Origin of the sequence: Coprococcus eutactus (genome assembly GCF_001404675.1) — a bacterium.
GTDB classification, from domain to species: Bacteria; Bacillota; Clostridia; order Lachnospirales; family Lachnospiraceae; genus Coprococcus; species Coprococcus aceti.
The window spans coordinates 1-19,078 of the sequence record NZ_CYXU01000011.1 but is presented as its reverse complement, the minus strand read 5'-3'; the positions used below and the strand labels follow the sequence as shown (position 1 = coordinate 19,078).

The 19,078-nt window shown below is 43.2% G+C and carries 22 protein-coding genes and 1 pseudogene; 20 read left to right on the top strand and 3 right to left on the bottom strand.

All coding sequences use genetic code 11. The features are described 5' to 3' along the window. Window positions 1–176: 176 nt before the first annotated feature. The 15 genes and pseudogenes from ARA78_RS13240 to ARA78_RS13185 all read left to right on the top strand — a co-directional run bounded on the left by ARA78_RS13240 (window position 177) and on the right by ARA78_RS13185 (window position 11,791). The gene (locus tag ARA78_RS13240; RefSeq protein WP_008402188.1) at window positions 177–956 is read left to right on the top strand and encodes a hypothetical protein; all 780 of its coding nucleotides are present in this window, start codon (window positions 177–179) and stop codon (window positions 954–956) included. Between the two features lie 9 nt (window positions 957–965). After that, complete coding sequence (locus ARA78_RS13235) at window positions 966–2,135, top strand: type IV secretory system conjugative DNA transfer family protein (protein ID WP_055280718.1); 1,170 nt, start codon at window positions 966–968, stop codon at window positions 2,133–2,135. 85 nt (window positions 2,136–2,220) lie between these two features. Then, window positions 2,221–4,083, top strand: coding sequence for a recombinase family protein (locus tag ARA78_RS13230; RefSeq protein WP_012744311.1), 1,863 nt, complete (start codon window positions 2,221–2,223; stop codon window positions 4,081–4,083). A 111-nt stretch (window positions 4,084–4,194) separates the two neighbouring features. Further along, complete coding sequence (locus tag ARA78_RS13225) at window positions 4,195–4,407, top strand: hypothetical protein (protein WP_004853604.1); 213 nt, start codon at window positions 4,195–4,197, stop codon at window positions 4,405–4,407. Continuing rightward, the gene (locus tag ARA78_RS13220) at window positions 4,404–5,633 is read left to right on the top strand and encodes a hypothetical protein (RefSeq protein WP_004853606.1); all 1,230 of its coding nucleotides are present in this window, start codon (window positions 4,404–4,406) and stop codon (window positions 5,631–5,633) included. Before ARA78_RS13225 ends, ARA78_RS13220 begins: the two co-directional genes overlap by 4 nt. Before the next feature lie 2 nt (window positions 5,634–5,635). Next, window positions 5,636–6,271 (top strand): CHC2 zinc finger domain-containing protein, encoded by a 636-nt coding sequence (locus tag ARA78_RS13215; protein ID WP_004853608.1) that lies wholly within the window; start codon window positions 5,636–5,638, stop codon window positions 6,269–6,271. Next, window positions 6,225–7,511: a virulence-associated E family protein gene (locus ARA78_RS13210; protein WP_023923443.1), complete on the top strand. Its 1,287-nt coding sequence runs from the start codon at window positions 6,225–6,227 to the stop codon at window positions 7,509–7,511. The genes ARA78_RS13215 and ARA78_RS13210 overlap by 47 nt, the downstream gene beginning before the upstream one ends. A 266-nt stretch (window positions 7,512–7,777) precedes the next feature. Next, window positions 7,778–7,942: a transposon-encoded TnpW family protein gene (locus ARA78_RS13770; protein ID WP_004853612.1), complete on the top strand. Its 165-nt coding sequence runs from the start codon at window positions 7,778–7,780 to the stop codon at window positions 7,940–7,942. Window positions 7,943–8,054: 112 nt separating this feature from the next. Further along, window positions 8,055–8,501, top strand: coding sequence for a hypothetical protein (locus tag ARA78_RS13205; protein ID WP_015533334.1), 447 nt, complete (start codon window positions 8,055–8,057; stop codon window positions 8,499–8,501). 147 nt (window positions 8,502–8,648) lie between these two features. Then, window positions 8,649–9,434, top strand: a pseudogene (locus ARA78_RS13200) (VirD4-like conjugal transfer protein, CD1115 family); the annotation flags it as partial. Next, on the top strand, window positions 9,391–9,588 hold the full coding sequence (locus ARA78_RS14615; protein ID WP_081445879.1) for a winged helix-turn-helix transcriptional regulator: 198 nt from the start codon (window positions 9,391–9,393) through the stop codon (window positions 9,586–9,588). The pseudogene ARA78_RS13200 and the gene ARA78_RS14615, both read left to right, overlap by 44 nt. Before the next feature lie 5 nt (window positions 9,589–9,593). Then, window positions 9,594–9,746 (top strand): hypothetical protein, encoded by a 153-nt coding sequence (locus ARA78_RS14130; protein ID WP_004853620.1) that lies wholly within the window; start codon window positions 9,594–9,596, stop codon window positions 9,744–9,746. Further along, window positions 9,736–10,008 (top strand): GNAT family N-acetyltransferase, encoded by a 273-nt coding sequence (locus ARA78_RS13195; RefSeq protein ID WP_004853622.1) that lies wholly within the window; start codon window positions 9,736–9,738, stop codon window positions 10,006–10,008. The genes ARA78_RS14130 and ARA78_RS13195 overlap by 11 nt, the downstream gene beginning before the upstream one ends. Window positions 10,009–10,013: 5 nt before the next feature. Continuing rightward, window positions 10,014–10,712 (top strand): transglutaminase-like domain-containing protein, encoded by a 699-nt coding sequence (locus ARA78_RS13190; RefSeq protein ID WP_004853624.1) that lies wholly within the window; start codon window positions 10,014–10,016, stop codon window positions 10,710–10,712. A gap of 23 nt (window positions 10,713–10,735) precedes the next feature. Beyond that, window positions 10,736–11,791 carry an ankyrin repeat domain-containing protein gene (locus tag ARA78_RS13185; protein WP_070097499.1) on the top strand — a complete coding sequence of 352 codons (1,056 nt, stop codon included), beginning with the start codon at window positions 10,736–10,738 and terminating at the stop codon, window positions 11,789–11,791. 5 nt (window positions 11,792–11,796) lie between these two features. Here the strand turns inward: ARA78_RS13185 and ARA78_RS13180 are convergent, their stop codons facing one another. The 3 genes from ARA78_RS13180 to ARA78_RS13170 form a co-directional block, all read right to left on the bottom strand. After that, window positions 11,797–12,408, bottom strand: coding sequence for an L-2-amino-thiazoline-4-carboxylic acid hydrolase (locus ARA78_RS13180; protein WP_055280713.1), 612 nt, complete (start codon window positions 12,406–12,408; stop codon window positions 11,797–11,799). Between the two features lie 67 nt (window positions 12,409–12,475). Further along, window positions 12,476–13,297, bottom strand: a complete 822-nt coding sequence (locus ARA78_RS13175) for a class I SAM-dependent methyltransferase (protein ID WP_055280711.1) — start codon at window positions 13,295–13,297, stop codon at window positions 12,476–12,478. Further along, window positions 13,278–13,946, bottom strand: coding sequence for a TetR/AcrR family transcriptional regulator (locus ARA78_RS13170; protein ID WP_055280708.1), 669 nt, complete (start codon window positions 13,944–13,946; stop codon window positions 13,278–13,280). Before ARA78_RS13170 ends, ARA78_RS13175 begins: the two co-directional genes overlap by 20 nt. A 350-nt stretch (window positions 13,947–14,296) precedes the next feature. On the opposite strand from ARA78_RS13170, the gene ARA78_RS13165 reads away from it, so the two are divergent. The 5 genes from ARA78_RS13165 to ARA78_RS13145 all read left to right on the top strand — a co-directional run bounded on the left by ARA78_RS13165 (window position 14,297) and on the right by ARA78_RS13145 (window position 18,488). Continuing rightward, the gene (locus ARA78_RS13165) at window positions 14,297–14,773 is read left to right on the top strand and encodes a flavodoxin (protein WP_055280706.1); all 477 of its coding nucleotides are present in this window, start codon (window positions 14,297–14,299) and stop codon (window positions 14,771–14,773) included. A gap of 95 nt (window positions 14,774–14,868) precedes the next feature. Beyond that, the gene (locus ARA78_RS13160; RefSeq protein ID WP_055280704.1) at window positions 14,869–15,636 is read left to right on the top strand and encodes a carboxymuconolactone decarboxylase family protein; all 768 of its coding nucleotides are present in this window, start codon (window positions 14,869–14,871) and stop codon (window positions 15,634–15,636) included. Between the two features lie 246 nt (window positions 15,637–15,882). Further along, complete coding sequence (locus ARA78_RS13155) at window positions 15,883–16,329, top strand: YunG family protein (protein ID WP_055280702.1); 447 nt, start codon at window positions 15,883–15,885, stop codon at window positions 16,327–16,329. 170 nt (window positions 16,330–16,499) lie between these two features. Further along, entirely contained in the window at window positions 16,500–16,952 is a 453-nt protein-coding gene (locus tag ARA78_RS13150) for an 8-oxo-dGTP diphosphatase (protein ID WP_055274027.1), read from the top strand. Between the two features lie 132 nt (window positions 16,953–17,084). Continuing rightward, a complete protein-coding gene (locus tag ARA78_RS13145) occupies window positions 17,085–18,488 on the top strand; it encodes a hypothetical protein (RefSeq protein WP_172674937.1) in 1,404 nt (467 codons plus the stop codon). Window positions 18,489–19,078: the final 590 nt, after the last annotated feature.

The window sequence follows — 19,078 nt, the reverse complement described above, 5'->3', positions numbered from 1 at the left end:
CTTTTTTTGTCCTTTCATGGACAAAGAACAAGAAAGCAGCTTTTGGACAAATTGTCCAGAAGTTCAAATAAAAAAGAAGGAGGATACCTGATGTATAGCAAAAATGGTATTCCGTGGGTAAGACCACCCACACAGGACAGGAAGCATAGAGAAAATAATATCGGGAGGACAGAACAATGGTCGATGAATTGACGCAGGAGTCGTTCCAGACAGGAAAGGCGATTGTGACTGTCAGCGTAGATCTGATTACTGCCATTGCAGATGCGTGCAAGCGGTCTGAACAGCAGAATCCTGGTATGAGCGAGGAACAGAAGGAGACATTGCTCGGCAAGGTTGTCGATAAGGTAATGTCGAATTATAAGGAAACGCATGGCTCATTAAAGGGATTCAACAGAGAGGGCAAAGATGTCACGCATATTGATGTGAATGATGAGAGAACAGCGGAACTTTTGGAGAAAGCCTGTAAGAAAAGTCATATTCCGGTGGATATGAAAAAGGTAACGAGGGCAGATGGTTCCATCACGCATACTGCATTCTGTGAAGTGAAAAGCATAGACCAGATGGCAGCATTACTGAAGATGGCTTCCGAACAGGTACTTGAGGAGCAGAAGGAAATGACCAAGACACTTGTACTTTACGATGATAAGGGCAAGGAGGTTATGTCGGCTGACTTTGTAAATAATGGTGAGATAAATATGGATGATGTGGAAACACTGTCAAGATTCTCTACGAGATTTGAGATCAAGGATCACAAGAATGAAGTTTTGGAATCCGGAAGTATCACACCAAATGCAAAGGAGGAAATCAAGGAAGCGGCGAGAAAACATAATCCGAAGAAGGATAAGTCGCTTACGGAGAGAATCAAGGACAAGAAGGAGCAGTCACAGAAGAAACAGAAAGACAAGAACCGGCAGCGTGAAAAAACGAAGAAAAAGAGCCGGGATACAAGTTTGTAGGTGGTGCTTATGGGAAAGAAGAATATTGGCGGTGCCGTACTCGATGACCTGAAGGCATTACCCAAGAAAATACTGAAACCATATTACAAGAATGGAAAGCTGAATGCGAATAAGATAGCGATTGATGGAATCCCGTTTGTAATCATATTTTATGTGATAAATAAGTATGTACAGGCGGTGGTATCAGTAGATGGCGGCGATATGCTGGATAAGTGTGTCAAAGCATTTTCACTGATATTCCAGGTCAAGCCTTATTTTGCACCATCGTTTAAGCTGACACCGCTTATCTGTGGTATTGGCGCAGGTGTGGCATTCAAGCTCTTCATGAACTCCAGAAAGAAGAATGCCAAGCAGTTCCGTCCGAGAGAGGAATATGGCTCTGCCAAGTGGGGAACGGATAAGGATTTTGAACCATATACAGACCCGGTTAAGTGGAACAACATTCCGCTGACTGCGACAGAGTGGCTCAGAATGACGAGACCGGAACACCCAAAGTACGACAGAAACAAAAATATCCTGATTGTCGGAGGTTCCGGAGCAGGAAAAACAAGAGGATTTGTGAAACCGTCACTTATGCAAATGCAGTGTTCATATGTAGTGACTGATCCCAAGGGAACTGTACTTGAAGAAGTGGGTACCATGCTTGCAAGAGGGGCATGGGAGCTTGACGACAAAGGGAACAAAGTACCGAAGGTCGGCAAGAACGGACAGACCTTAAAGACCAAATCCGGTAAGGTGATCTACAAGAGGACACCTTATAAGATAAAGGTATTCAATACAATCAACTTCGCAAAGTCCATGCACTATAACCCATTTGCATATATTCACACGGAGCAGGATGTGCTTAAATTCGTGAATACGCTGATTGCAAATACAAAGGGTGAGGGCGCACAGAGCGGAGAAGATTTCTGGGTGAAAGCTGAGAGGCTGCTGTTCACAGCGTATGTGGCGTACATTGTGAAATACTGTAAGAAGAGTGAGAGAAATTTTGTCTCACTTTTAGCCATGATAGATGCATCGGAGACAAGAGAAGAGGATGAGGACTTCGAGAATGCCATTGACCTTATGTTCAAAGACATAGAATTTGGTAATGATGAAGAGGGCATAGAAGCAGATCCGGATTCTTTTGCAGTACGACAGTATCATAAATATAAGCTTGCGGCGGGTGTAATAAGATGAAAGAGACTTTTTAGTACCTTAACAGATTAAAGATTCTCTTTGAGCTTATTACTTTTGGCTCAAATACAGAGGAAAGGAGCAGAACATGAGTAGTGAGAAAATAATTGTATTATATGAACGATTAAGCCGAGAGGATGAGAACCTTGGGGAGTCGTACAGTATATCAAATCAAAAGAAGCTGCTGGAAGATTATTGCAGAGAAAAAGGGTGGACCAGGTTCAGGCACTTCACTGATGATGGTATATCCGGCACAACCTTTGACAGACCATCCTTTAAGGCTATGATACAGCTTGTGGAAGATGGAGAAGTGGAAACCATTATTCTAAAGGATATGAGCCGGTTAGGGCGGGATTATCTTGTGGTAGGTCAGCTCCGGGAGTTCTTTCGCAAAAAGGGAGTTCGTCTGATTGCAATTAACGATAATCATGACAGTTACAATGGAGATGACGATTTCCTTGTATTCAGGGATGTTATGAATGAAATGTATGCCAAGGATATCAGCAAAAAGATAAAATCCACATTCAAATCCAAGGGAAAATCCGGAAAGCATGTGGCAAGTGTTACACCATACGGATACCTGAAAGATGAAAATGACGGAAACCATTGGATTGTGGATGAAGAAGCTGCCGAAATTGTGAGGCTGATATTCAAATGGACTATTGATGGGCTGGGTCCTTATCAGATAGCAAAACTTCTGCAGGAGAAAAAAGTGGAAATACCGGCAGTGCATATGGCACGCTTCGGGCAGGGGAATAACAGAAACAAGAAAGTGAAAGACCCTTATGGATGGGGTTCTTCTACAGTAGTCGGGATATTGAAGAAAAGGGAATACTTAGGTCACACGGTCAATTTTAAAACACAGAAGCATTTTAAGGATAAAAAGAGCCATTATGTATCAGAGGACAACTGGGTAATATTTGAGAATACGCAGGAGCCGATTATTGACCAGCAGACCTTTGATACAGTGCAGAAATTACGGGAAAATGTAAGGAGATACCCGGACGGATGGGGAGAGCATCATGTTCTTACCGGTCTTATGTATTGTGCTGACTGTGGTGCAAAAATGTATGTGCACCGGACAAGCAATGGAAAGAGGATTGCCCAGTATACCTGTTCTGCTTATACCAAGGTACCTTGCGGAACATTGTGCAAGACACAGCACAGGATTAACGAGTCAGTGGTGCTGGAACTGATAGGAGACACACTCAGGGCAATCTTTGAATATGCAAAGTATGACCGGAGCGAGTTCATAGACACCATAACAATGGCACAGTCAACACAGGAGGATGCAGAGGTAAAAAAGGTCAGGGCAAGAATCGCAGTGGCTGGAAATCGCTGTGAGGAGCTGGAGAAGCTAATCTGCCGTATTTATGAGGACAATATTCTCGGCAAACTACCGGACAGCAGATATGAGGTTCTTGATAAGCAGTATGCCAGGGAAAAAGCGGAGCTGGATGCAGAGATTAAGGAGCTGGAAGCGAAGCTCACAGAATATGAGAAAAGCAGAAATTCTGCCGGCAAGTTTATTGCACTGATTGATAAATATGAGAAGTTCGAGGAACTGACACCGGCAATGGTAAATGAATTTGTTGATAAGGTGCTGGTGCATGAAAGAGACAGAAAGGGGAGCATCCAAACCACGCAGGAGATTGAAATCTATTTCAATTTTGTTGGTCGGTATGTTCCACCGGCAATGATGACAGAACCTACTGCTGAAGAGCAGGCTGAGATTGACCGGATTAACAGAATCAAGGACAGGAGACATCAGCAGTATTTACGAAGAAAAGAAAGTGGATGGCAGAGGAAATATGAAGAGCGTGTAAAAAATGAAAAGCGTGCAAAAATGCAGGCAATGAAAGAAGAAATCCGCAGGCAGGACAGGGAGAACGGAGTCTATGCAACGGCAGGCAGTCTTGCATTGGAACCGACGATTGGAATGCCTGAATAGGATTTCGCAGAAAGCACTTGAGAGAAGTCTTGGGTGCTTTTTTCATGCTCAAATTTCCGCAGGAAATGCAGGGCAACCGGAGAAGTTGAACTGTGTTATCCGTCCTGTGGGATGACAGATTTCAACTCCTTCGGAGCAGAGTACAGAGGTGCAACCTTTGTCGGAGTTGAGAGGCAGAGCCTTCATCAGGTCAAGGGCAGAAGCCCTGCCCAGTTTATTGTCGTAGCGACAATAAGTACGGGGTATTACTTGCCGCAAACGCAAGGGTTTATCGGCTCCGCCATCAAAAAAACAAAACAGTGGAGAGGAGAGAAAAGACAATGAAAGCTTCAAGGCATAATGGCAGAAGTGGAAAGCATGGAGTCTATGATGTAAAGCATAATGACAGGGATTTTGATGTGGAGCACAGTGAACATATTGATTCGGAAAGAACAAAGCAGAATGTTTACTGGGACTGCTATCAGGGTTACAGTTTTGCGGGCAGTTCCCAAGAGAGGCAGTTTAATTTTACAGAAATTGAGCGTGCCTATTACTATGAGCATTATTCAGATTTTGTGGATGCACAGAATGAGAGGAATGAGCAGGCAAGGCATCCGGAGAGAAACAGAACGATTGATGATGTACTGAAAAACAATAAGACCTGCCCGGAAGAAAGCGTGATACAGCTTGGCAATATAGACCATGCGGTTACACCGGATGTGCTAGCTAAGGTATCAGCAGAGTTCTTTGACGAGTTCAATAAAAGATATGGCTCCCACATTCATATATTGGACTGGGCACTGCACCTGGATGAGGCAACCCCGCATATTCATGAGAGGCATGTATTTGACGCAAAAAACAAATATGGAGAATTATGTCCCCAGCAGGATAAGGCACTGGAAGAGCTTGGCTTTGAACTGCCTGACCCAGCAAAAAAGAAAGGGAAATACAATAACCGGAAAATGAACTTTGATGCAGAATGCAGAAAATTGTTTTTGGAGATAGCACAGAGAAACGGAGTGCAGGTGGAGTGTGAGCCGGTTTATGGTGGTGCAGGCTATCTTGAAAAGCAGGACTTTATAATTGAAAATCAGAAAAAGCGAATTGCAGAGAAGCAGGCAGTTCTGGATGAGATTACCATGAGAGTTTTGGATATGGAGAATTTTGTGGAACAGGTAGCTGAGGATGCCTATGAAAAAGCGTGTGAGGCAGTATCTGATACAATGGCAGAGCAGACCAGGGCGGAAGATATTGAGGAGCTTCGCAGATATAAAAAGTGGCTGACCTCGGATGAGAGAAAGACACCAAAGGACAAGCGGGATTTTGTCGGAAGGTGTCTTGATAATTTGGAAAACAGGCTCAGGGGCATGGCACAGAAAGTAGCCGGGAAAGTAATGGAAACATTGCAAAATCCACGCATAAAGGAGCAAAAGAAGTCTGAGGTAAAGGAACATGCAAGGAAGTCAGTCCGTGCCCTTCTTGAGGCAAACAGGAAGCTTGTAGAGGAGCAGAGAGCAAAGGTGGCAGAAACACCAGCACACAAAAAAGCAAGGGGAGAGGAATTGGGATAAGCATGAATGTATTTGCAGTAGTGAAAGAAAATGTCACTGCAAGGCAGGTGGCTATGCAGTATGGCATCAAAATCAACCGGAGTGGGCTGGCTTGTTGTCCGTTTCATAAAGACAAGACTCCCAGCATGAAGATTGATAAGAGATACTATTGTTTCGGCTGTGGAGATACCGGAGATGCGATAGATTTTGTGGCAAAATATTTCGGGCTTGCACCAAAGGAAGCTGCAATGAAGATTGCATCTGACTTTGGACTGAATTATGACGCAACCAACCGGGCACCACCGAAAAAGATGGCACCAAAGAAAACACCGGAGCAGATACTGGATGAAGAGCAGAAGCAGTGTTTTTGTGTTCTGTCAGACTATTATCATCTGTTAAGGAAATGGAAAACAGAATATGCACCGAAGAGCATGGATGAGGAATGGCATCCCTGCTTTGTAGAAGCTCTGCAGAATATCAGTAAAGTGGAATATCAGCTTGATACTCTCCTTGAAAAGGATATCCCTGACAGAGCTTCTGTTGTTTCTGACATTGGAAAGGGGGTGAAGTCGATTGCAGGAAGAATTGAAGAGTATCGGAGAAGTCAGGGCGATGCTGGAGAGCACAGAAAAGGGAGAAGTCAGGAAAACAGTCGGTAACTATCGTCTGATTTTGATGAATGACCCTAATCTGCAGGGTGCATTCCGTCTGAACATGTTTACGGATAAAATCGACATTACAAGGGATTTGGGATGGTATCGTGAAAGCGACAGCCTGACGGATGTTGATTTGAAATTCCTTGTTGTCTACCTTGAAAAGCATTATGGATTATCCAACGAAAAGCGGATTGAGGATGTGATAAAGGTCGTGGCAAATGAAAACAGATACCATCCGGTTCTTGACCGCATCAATTCCATAACATGGGATGGCAGGGAGAGGATACGCTATGCACTGCATCACTTCTTAGGGGCAGAGGTCAGTGAGTACACCTATGAGGTAATGAAGCTTTTTATGATAGGGACGATAGCAAGAATTTCATGCCCGGGCATCAAGTTTGAAGTAATGCTCTGCCTGGTAGGTGGTCAGGGAGCCGGTAAATCCACTTTTCTGCGTTTCCTTGCCATGGAAGATGACTGGTTTACGGATGACTTGAAGAAAATGGATGATGATAATGTATACCGAAAAATACAGGGGCATCTGATTATAGAGTTCCCTGAAATGGTGGCAATTCTCAATGCCAAGAATGTGGAAGATACCAAGTCCTTTATGAGCAGACAGAAAGACACTTACAAGACCCCATACGACAGGCATCCCAAAGACCACAAGAGGCAGTGCGTGTTTGCCGGTTCATCAAATTCGCTGGATTTCCTGCCTATGGACAGGTCGGGAAACCGAAGATTTCTGCCTATTCTTTGCAATATGGAAGAGGCGGAAACTCATATACTCGATGATGAAAAGACATCAAGGGAATATATCGACCAGATGTGGGCAGAGGCTATGGAAATCTACAGGAGTGGCAAATGCCAGCTGAGGCTTCCGAAAGAGATGGAAAAAGAGCTTTGTGAGTATCAGAAGCAGTTTATGCAGGAAGATACCAAGAAAGAGCTGATTCTTGACTATTTGGAGCATTACGAGGGAAGCATGGTATGTTCAAGGCAGTTATATTCTGAGGCATTGGGAAATGACGGAAATCCGGCACAATGGGAAATTCGTGAGATTAATGACATTATGAATAACTGCAGTGATTGGATTGCCTTTAGTAATCCAAGACATTTTCCTGAACCATACCGCAGGCAGAAAGGATGGGAGAAGCCTGACAACAGAGGTCAGGATTTTCAACCGATAACCAAGGAGCAGATGGAGCAGTTATCATTGCCACCGGAGTGGATGGAGAGATAAATGCCTGATAGGTTGTCGGCTGGTTGTCTATCCCGTTGCCAACCCCGTTGTCGGTTCTATGTTCTATAAAACCTTATATTTACTATGTTTTTAAGGGATATATATAGTTCTGACAACGAAAGCAACGGAATATTTGAGAAAAAGTAAATTTAGGAAAAGTAACTATAAATAAAAGGAATTGAGAGTTTTTAGAGGTCGGTTGTCAGCTTCCGGTTGTCAGCTGAAAGAGGCTCTTCCTTACCAGGCAGACATAAAGGAGAACACAAATGGAGAATAGAAAATCACACACACCGGTAGCACTCAGAAAGCAGATAGGTGGCACAATGTATGTTGTGAGAGTGCATTTCAATGAGGATGCCGAAGAAAGCATGAAGGACAAGATAAAGAGGCTGATTGAGAATGATGTTAGGGCAAATCAGCATACGGCATAGGTAGAAAAGCATATGGAAAACTTGCATATATTGTGGTATAATTAGTATGTTCAATAAGAGCGAAAAATAAGAATATTCTTAACAGATGAATTTATGGAAGGGTGAATTTATCATGAGGAAGAATGTAAAAATCATTGTTGGTGTCGTTGTGCTTATTCTTGTACTCGTTGTTGGTTCTTTTGTAGGACTCATAATTAACCGTACCAACGACCATAAATTTGGGAGATATGTATCAACGGAAGGTCCTTGGGGAATGACTGCCACCTGGGTATCGGAGGACAGTGCCAGTTATCTTGTCTGCAAGAAGGAAAACGATGAACCGTTTGCCAATGTTACAGCCTATTTTCAGGGTGTGGACGGTTGGCAGGCCTATGAGTTGAATAGCATCGATAGAATTGTTTATCTGGACATTGTAAAAGATGGCGTTGTTGTTGACGGCACCAGCGGCTATATGAAATTTGATGGAACTACATTTACTATTACAGATCTGGACAAAGATACCTTTGGTGCAGATGAATTTCATTATGTCATTACCGATAAGGAGTTCAGTCCCGATTAAAGTGTCAAACCTATTCCAGTTTGGGCATGAGGTTGCCGAAAATCAAAAGTGAATAAAAATGACTTTATAGCCATTGTGGAGAAATCTACAGTGGCTTTTTTCATGCAATGAAATGTATGGGTACTAAAAAGTCTTTGACATTTTGTTTCAGGTAAGACAGCCAAGAGTATTCTGGTTTCCTGTGGTGCGAGACTTGCACCATTTGACATCAAGGAAGTCAGGGAGATAACAGCATATGATGAACTCGACTTAGGGGACATCGGTAGAAGAAAGACAGCATTGTTTGTCATTATTTCGGATACAGATGATTCCCTTAATTTTTTGGTATCAATCATGTACACACAGCTTTTCAATCTGCTCTGTACGATTGCAGACGATGAATACCATGGAAAGCTCCCGGTACATGTTAGGTGTATCTTAGACGAGTTCGCAAACATCGGACAGATTCCGAAGTTTGACAAGCTGATTGCAACCATACGAAGCAGAGAGATATCGGCATCCATTATCCTACAGTCTAAGGCACAGTTAAAGTCAATTTATAAGGATAACGCAGAGACGATCGAGGGTAACTGCGATACATTTCTGTTTTTGGGTGGCAAGGAGAAGTCAACATTAAAAGATCTGTCGGAAGTGCTGGGTAAGGAAACTATTGACACGTACAACACCTCTGATACCAGAGGAACATCTCAGTCCTATGGTCTGAACTATCAGAAACTTGGGCGGGAGCTTATGAGCCAAGACCGCCTGGCTCTTATGGATGGCGGTAAATGTATATTGCAGGTGCGTGGAGTAAGACCGTTCTTTTCAGATAAGGTCGATATAACCGCAAACGAGATGTACAAAGAGCTTTCGGATTTTGACAAGAAAAATCAATTTGACATTGAGAAATATGTTTCCGAATATGGAAAACCAAAGTTTTCTAAGATCATATGATGAGATTCCTCCGAGAGTTGAATACTCACTTACAGATAAGGGCAGATCCGTTGTACCGATACTTAAGAGTATTTGTCAGTGGTCAGGAACCTTTTACAAGGAAGACAACGAAAACGAGATGACACAGTGCCAGAAATGTGACCATAGGGGGTAGACATAATGATAAAATATACAGAAGAGAAAACATTTACACAGGATCAGGTACAGGAGCTTTTTAAGTCGGTTGGGTGGATCTCGGCAGAATACCCACAGAGACTTCACAAAGCACTTATGAACTCACAGACTGTTCTTACCGCATGGGATGGTGGGTGAGCGCCTTGTCGGACTTGCAAGAGTGTTGGATGATTCAGAGCTGGTGGCATTTGTACACTATGTTCTTGTGCATCCTGAATATCAGGGGCAGAAAATAGCCGGAAATATGGTAGAATATATTAGAGATAAATATAAGAATTATCTGTACATAGAGGGAATGCAGGAGGACAGCAAGAATGTCGCTTTCTATGAGAGACACGGTTTCCACGTTATGGAAGGTGGCACACCGATACAGATATGCAATTTTTCGGATAAGAGGTAAAAGGGATGCACGATTATTTGACAGAGACAAAGATGCTCGACTATTCAAATGAGAATATCAAGCAGCTCATCAGAGAGAGAAAGTGGAGTGACATGGCAGAGTTTGAACGCCTGAAGGCCATTTATACATTTGTCAGGGATGAGATATTGTTTGGATATAATGTGGATGACAGTGTCCCGGCGTCCAGGGTGCTGCGGGATGGCTATGGACAGTGCAACACCAAGGGAACATTGTTCATGGCGCTGCTTAGAGCCTGCGATATCCCGTGCAGAGTGCATGGATTTACCATTGATAAAAAGCTACAGAAGGGCGCTATGACAGGAATCGTATACAGAAATGCACCACAGAATGTATTCCATAGCTGGGTAGAAGTGTATTTTGAAAACAGGTGGTATGAGCTTGAGGCGTTTATTCTGGATATGGGATATCTAAAAAAGCTGCAGGCGAAATACAGTGAGTGTACGGGTGCATTTTGCGGATTTGGAGTGGCAGTTAAGGACTTTAAGAATCCTGTTATAGATTTTGACAGGAATAATACATATATCCAGAGCGAAGGTATCAATCAGGATTTCGGAGTGTATGATTCGCCGGATGAACTGTTAAAAGAACACCATCAGGAGATGTCAAGGGTGAAGGCGTTCCTGTACAGAAACTGGGGAAGGCATATGATGAACAGGAATGTCAGGAAGATCAGGGGTAAGTAGAATAGAATATGGGAGGTACACACATGGCAAAGAGAAAAACACTGCCAAAGGATTTTGAGCAGCTTGTGCAGACGGCAAGTGATGAGGACATCAAGAAGGTATTGGGCAAATGCGACATCAATGCATATGGCGGATACAACAAGGGAAATGCACTGGAATTTCCACTTTCAGAGGAGATGATGCGGTGGCTGATAGAGCAGGGGATCGACATCAACTATGTTGACCAGTATGGCTACACACCGCTGCTTTATCATGCTGGAAGAATGTCATCAGAGAAACAGGCAATAGCGCTGGTGAAGCTGGGCGCAGACATAACAGCCACCCAGGGCCTTGACAGAGAGACCGTAATGCATGTGGCTGTGAAGACTGGCAATCTTGAGCTTGTCAAATGTCTGATACAGGCGGGAGCAGATGCAGAAGTGACATCCAGATCAGGGGAGACTCCACTTGAGAGAGCGTTTCACTGGGCAAGGACATTTGATCTGATAAAGCTTGCGCCGGTAGCAGAGTATCTGATCGGGATAGGAGTTCCGGTCACAGATAAAATAAGAACATATATGAGAAGCGCGGCTGAGGATATAGAGTTTCGCAGGAAAGATATGAGTCCAGATATTATGCCGGAGCTTGACAGGGCGATGGAGAGTCTGTACGGACTGCTCGGAGTTGCCTCTGTTCCAAGGCGGGTAGAATATGACGGCACATCGCCGATCGTCATTCATGAGAAGCGCTGGCAGAAGCAGCATAAAGAATTGTGGAATCTTCTTGTGCCTGGTTCGGGACATGCGGGCACAGTTCAGGGCGAGGTCATCCGTATATCGGGAAAACTTGCCTATGAGATACTAGATAACGCATGCTGCAACTGGGATTCAGATTTCAAGAGCATGGCAAATGCCCTGTATCGATACATATGTATGGGCACACCACTTGACGTGGACGAGCAGAGAGAATTTGCCGGACTCATAAACGGCATCAAAGATGCCGATGAGACGGATATAAACAGACTCACAGAACTTTCGGTCAAATGGGTGACACTGAATCTGAATCCTATGGCAGTGGGAGAACTTGATTATAAAAGATAGATCAATTACTGTGACTTCCGTCCATAGCGGAAGTCACAGTAAGCTCCATTTTCGGCAAGGGTCTGTGTCCTTGTGAGCTTCATGCCCATCATGTCAGCGAGCACGTAGTCCATACGGCACAGATACTTTGCCAGTTCAAAGCACCCCTCGTCGCGGCAGAGATTACAGATCCCGCAGTTGTGATAATCATAGCCGAGTATGAAGTCATCGTTTGGTCCGCCCTCGATGATGTCAAGAACCCAGTCATTCTTATAGCGCTTCAGATGAGATTCCTCAGACCATTTCTTCCTTCCCGGAAGCTTTTTTTCATCGAGATAGCTGTCTGCATTTCCAATAACCATATGAAAAAGTTTATTGTTGTACAGCCCGTCTTTGTACAGGCTGAAACATTCCTCCGGTGAAAGAGAAGTCTTTCTGTTTAGTGCGATGAAATATGCGCCCATGCAGTATGAGCTCATGAGGTGCGACTTTCCTATGTCATCGGCACGCTCAAGGACTGCCTTGTACTCGTTCTTTATTGCCTTACTGTCAAGGCTTAGATGCTGTGCCTTTGCCTGTTTCGCACATGAATTGTGATAGAAATAACCAAATAATTTCTGCGTAAATCCGTAATCCATAGTTACATTTCCTTTCTATTTGACACCAGTCAAATTATCAATACAGATCAATCATGGACCTGACTGTCTATTTAAATTCGATCTCGATTATCTGACACATGCAGGATTTGTCCAGATGCTTGAAAACAGTGTTGAGTACAAATCCATATCGTTTGTCAAGAGGTCTGTACCCTGTGAGATATCCTTTCCTGATGACAGAACTGAATGAAGAACTCCAGCTTTTAAGTTCCGAGAGTTCATCGACACTGAAATAAACACCGATGTTGTCATCACAGTCCTTGAGCCATGTCTTCAGCATGTTCTTAAGACCCTTTTTCTTCGTCGCGTCAAATACCAGCTTGCCTCCAGGAAAATGCTCAGCCATGGCGGCAAACAAAGTCTTAACCTGCTCAGTTTTGAAATAGTAGAAGACCCCCGATGCGAAGAATACGATCCCGTCCTCAGGGTGGAAATCTATCTTGTCAAACCATGAGAGATCGTTGAGGTCACAGGCGATATTTGTCTCGCGTTCACGCTCACCTAAAAGTTCATTGCGGACAGCTATGGCGTCAGGAAAATCCAGATTGTACGCACGTGCCTGTCCGTTATCCACCTGGCTGAATGTTGTGTCGAGACCACAGCCGAGGTTCACAACACAGGCTCTTGGATGATCCTTGAGATACGATCGGCAGACGGATGCCAGATCATATTGTCTGGTGGCAGCCATGATAGCACCGATTTTCTCCATGATACCTTTCCTGTTATAGTCTATCTCGACCTCGTTGTATATCCTCTGACAGTCAAGATCATTAAAGTTTCCCGGATACATCTCCATGGCACGCTTTCTTCCGTACAGTGGAAGAAGAAGAGTTTCCTGGACAGAACCCTTTTCAATTTTCTTTTTTTCCATTAGTTTTTCCTCCTATCTGCAGTCCTGCCTCTATGCCGTGCAGCAGAACATTCATAGCTTCCATAAATGCAGTTTTCATCTCTGATGTGACTCCACTTTGGCATGAGTCATCTGCAATTATTTCACAGACCATTGAGAACTCAGCCAGAGAGAGCATATACACTGTTTTCTTAGATAATTTCCTGACTGCGATCCCACGTTTGTATAACTCGTCATAATACTTAAGCGCAAAGCCAGCACTTCTTTCTATGTAGATACTGCGGAATTTCTCCAGACATTTGCCGGAGTCATTCTTTAGCAGCATATGAAAGAGCTGCATGTCGCCCTCAAGCATATCGAAGATCTGTACTGATACCCTTGAATACAACACTTTGAGCAGCTCGTCATCTGACATGGCAGTGAAGTCTATTCCGATCATGGATTCAGTGACTTCCATGAGCTTTCTGCCGCTTTCCTCAAATATCTCGTCAAACATTTCCTCTTTGCCTGAGAAATGCTTGTATATTGCGCCTGCGGTTATACCGGCCCTTGCGGCGATTTTACGCATGGACGCCTCCTGATATCCAACCTCAAGAAAGACTTCCATGGCACTTTTCAGTATTGCCGCCCTTGTTTCCTTTGTACTTCCCCGAATGATAGCCACCTCCATTTACTATTTGGTAAACAACGTTTACTTTATATCACATGGGATTTGCAAAATCAAGCGGCCAGAAGATTAAGTGAGTTAATTGAAAATTTCTATCATTAAGTGACTGATGTAACAATATGCCTTTTAGGCATAACAGATAATTCAATATAGGTATTAGACATATAGATATATCAGGACTAAAATAAGCATGTATTGAAAAGTACTTGTTTATTTTTATGCTCATACATTCATAGGATGTGTGGGCGGATATTGGAATGTGTCAGGTTTTTGACGAAGACTTGACATGCAGCATCATTCCACGTCAAAGGTGATTAGAATGGGATGACGTTTAGTTGAATGAGGTTTACATAATGTCAAAAAAGCTTATAGCATATTTCAGCGCAAGTGGAACCACGAAAAAGGTTGCAGAGATGATATCGGAGGCAGCAGGCGCAGACCTGTACGAGATCAAACCAAAGGAGCTGTACACCAAGGCTGACCTTGACTGGATGAACAAGAAATCCAGAAGCAGCGTCGAGATGAGCGACAAGAAGCTTAGACCGGAGCTTGATGATTCAAATGCACATATTGAGAATTATGATGAGATCGTACTTGGATTCCCTATCTGGTGGTATGTGGCTCCGACGATCATCAATACATTCCTTGAGAAGTACGACTTCACAGGCAAGAAGAGCACATTGTTCGCAACATCAGGTGGAAGCGGATTTGGCAACACGATCAAGGAACTCCAGCCGTCGGCACCGGGAGCTGAGTTTGTAGAAGGCGGACTGCTCAACATGGCAAACAGACAGGAGATCGAGAAGTGGGTAGATAAAACCCTCGCGTAAAGAATAGATGTATGACAAATTAGTGAAGGATGATAATAACTTTCATACATCCAACGAATAAATGAAAAAGAGTTACATTTGGAAGGAGAAAAACAATGGCAAAGATAGTACAGACAGCGGGAAGAAATGCACTCGGAGAGTTCGCTCCTGAGTTTGCACATTTTAATGACGATGTTCTCTTTGGGGAGAACTGGAACAACAATGACATCGATATAAAGACCAGAAGTATCATAACTGTTGTGGCACTTATGGCACAGGGAATTACTGACTCATCGCTGAAGTTCCATCTTCAGAATGCGAAGGATCACGGTGTATCACAGAAGGAGATCGCAGCGGTCATCACACATGTTGGCTTCTACGCCGGCTGGCCAAAGGCTTGGGCAGTATTCAATCTTGCAAAGGAAGTGTGGAATGTAAATGAGGGCGATCTTCCATATGAGGATGAGGCCATGAGAGCACATGTAAAGAGCATGGTATTCCCTATCGGACAGCCAAATGATGCATTTGCCCAGTATTTCATAGGACACAGCTATCTCTTTCCGGTATCGACAAGTCAGGTTGGAGTGTTCAACGTGACATTTGAGCCGGGCTGCCGTAACAACTGGCATATCCATCACGCAAAGAGCGGCGGCGGCCAGATACTTGTGTGTGTCGGCGGACGCGGATATTATCAGGAGGAGGGCAAGCCTGCAGTGGAGATGAAAACAGGCGATTGCATCAACATTCCTGCTGAGGTAAAGCACTGGCACGGCGCAGCTCCTGACAGCTGGTTCAGCCATCTTGCAATCGAGGTTCCAGGTGAGGAGACATCAAATGAATGGTGCGAGCCTGTGACGGATGAGGAGTACGGAAAGCTTCGGTAGGGCTGTAGTAGATAACGCAAGTGACAATATCATATGAATATATAGAGACCATCCGGGTATAAATATGATTCGCGGTTGAATGCGAATGGATATTTATATCCGGGTGGCTTTTTGTTTCGACAAGAGCCTTGACGGATATATGATAACCACTGTACCTTAAGGGCGGCGGTGTGGTAAGATGTAAGATAGAAAATATTGGAGTGCTAGAAAATACTGTGGAATAATGTAGTATCGAAGGTGAGATGGATGGACAACGGAAAAAAGACATACAATTTCTGGGGCTGGGAGCATGCAGATGTACCAGCCATCACAGATGAATATCTGGGGATAAATACCCCAACAGACCTGTACGATGCCCTGAGTCATATCTGGTGTGCGGACACCTGTGCGCCGAGGATGAGGGACAGATGGACAAAGGATAACATGACGCTGGGGCAGTGTTCCATCACTGCTTTTCTGGCACAGGATATATTTGGCGGAAAGGTGTACGGTATAAAGAGACCGGGTGGAAACTATCATTGTTACAATGTGATAGGTGACTGCGCTTTTGATCTCACAAGCGAGCAGTTCGGCGATGAAGTCTTGAATTACGAGGATAATCCAGAGCAGCAGCGGGAGGTACATTTTGCAAAGGAAGAGAAAAGACTGAGGTATGAGTATCTGAAGGCTGCGCTCGGAGAATATACAAAATGATGTAGATAACAAATATGACATTCTGAAAAAGAGCATAAGATAATTAAGCTCGTTGTGATAGTAACGTGTTATCGTACTCGCACATTATGATATATAGTATATAGAGTGCGATATAAATCCATAGACCGGAGAATACATACAGAATGTATAGAAACAACAGGATGGAGAAAATGGCGGAAATAGAGAAGGTAATATTTATGAATATGTGCATGGTATATGATCACGCTGGGCGTGTACTTGCACTCGATAAAGTAGGGAAAAGCTATTCCGGAACGACATTCCCTGGTGGACATGTGGAACCCGGAGAGACATTCACAGAATCGGTGATACGAGAGATATATGAGGAGACCGGGCTGACCATAAGCAATCCAAAGCTCACCGGAATATATCACTGGATGACTGGAGCTGTGAGAAATGTCGGATTTCTGTACAAGACGGATGAGTATCAGGGGGAACTTATATCTTCAGAAGAGGGCAAAGTGTACTGGATATCGGGAGAAGAGTTCCTGCGAAAACCGCTTGCACCAGGAATGGAACAGGTGTGGCAGATGATGCACGATGACAGTGCGTCGGAATGTCTGCAGACACTTACGGAAAATGGCATAGTTTCAAAGATACAATAACAATAAAAGTTTAATGGGATTTATGGGGAAAAGAAAATGTCAATATTTTCAGATATATCAAATCTTTCAAATAAAAAACGTAAATTGGAGGTGCCAGCGCCAGATACAAAATTGCTCGTGAGGGGGATAGTGTTGTTGGCATTGGGACTTCTCGGAGCCTCAGTCTATACAGTTGAGGATATAGATAAGACGCCGGCTCTTGTTTTTCTGTGTATTGGAGCGGCTTTGATCATAGCCGCTATAATTTCTTTGATCTGTTATGGAAAACAGGTGACAGCATTTAAGAAATATACTCCAACATGGGAGAAACACAGAAGTATATTTGATGATTTCGCCATAGAATTAAATCATTGGTATGATTCTGACATGCGTCCACGCAGCTGTGATGGAGACACATCATATATTCTTCGCCTTCAGAAGGATAGAATGGCACGGAAAGGCATTCGTATGATACAGCATACATCACCTGTGAAGAGAGAAACGATGGGAACTACAAGAGTGCCTCGAAAGACATCCTGGTACACAGTTGATCTCATGTATGAGGGTGTTGACAGACATCTGCAATTCCAGAATTCAACCGGCATAATATATGAGCGTGTAACTGAAGATACGATGTACGAGACAGTTGTCCATACTCCAAATGAGCAGGAACTTACACGTATGTCCATGTCTTGTCCAAACTGCGGTGCAGTTAGTCCTGTGGCAGCTCTCACGGAAGGCTGCCCTTATTGTCGTACGGTTTTTCGTATCAGTGATCTGTTTCCCCGTGTAACAAATATATTTTTTATACGAGAGAATGCTTCTACAAAGAATCAGAAGAAGATGGGAAAGGCCACAGGGATAACAATGCTGGTTTTCTTCCTTGCATGTTTTATACCTTCTTTTCTCGACCGGGAAACTCCAATACCGCAGGCTTTGTTAATGTCATTTTTTGTAGCACTTATTATGGGCGGAATATTTGGATATATAATTTCTATTATTATATTTATGACAAAACAGTTCAACAGGGATGGACGAAAGAGAATACCGTTCTGGTCCTATGTGACAACAAAAGGAAAGGTCAAAAGTGCATTTGCACCATATGATCCGTATTTTTCATTTGAGAAGTTTGAGGGACAGATCATATCTCTTATCCGTATGGCGATTATGTCAGACCACCCGGAGAATCTGGCCTCATATTGTGGTGGAACATTAAATCCATACTTTCAGGATATTATAGAAATGACATATATGCAGGCTATGACAGTGCAGGATATACATATGGAGGAAAGTCATCTGTGCATGACACTCAGAACATGGTGGATAAATTACAGTGAGAAGAATGGACGCGTCAACAGGTGCGGAGACTGTATAGACGTTACACTTCGGAGAAATGTTGCTTACATGGAACCTCCTGGATTCTCCATTACATCTGTGTATTGCAGGAATTGTGGAGCAAGCTTTGATTCTGTCCGTCAGAGAAACTGCCCATATTGCGGAACCGTATATCACATGGAGAATGAAGGTTTTATAATTGAAAGACTTGAGCTGGTATAGGCAAAGAGTATAGATACAATATAAGCTGAGTATAAAGGAAACGGAGAAACTAACAGGTATAGTATCTTAAAATCTGATTATAACGAGGAATATAAAAGAAAGAAATAAAAAGAAAATAAGAAGAGAATAAGAAAATACATAATAGGAAAAACACAAAAATAGAAAAAAGAAAAAATATGCTTGACATTGTAAAATGATGGTGGTATCTTATAAAAGCTGTTGCGTGAGACGGTGTCAGAAACATCTATAAAGCATCAGATTTTGAGATTTATTCGTTATATAATCACCCGGTTATGATACGAAATCAGTTCATAAGAGCTGACGAAATGACTTGAAAAAAGATGAAAAAAGTTGTTGACATTGATAAATGAATGTGATAGTATTTAGAAGTTGTCGCTGAGGGGCGAGAACATAAAGAACCTTGAAAAATTAACAACATGACAACCCTGAAATTCCAAAAAAAGAATTTCAAGAACGTCGGATCAGAGATGATGTCAAAGATCTAACAAACCAATAACAGTAAAGATGGTTAGGAAAAATACAAGCTAGTATGATTTCTGACATAGGATTTACAAACTTTTTAATGAGAG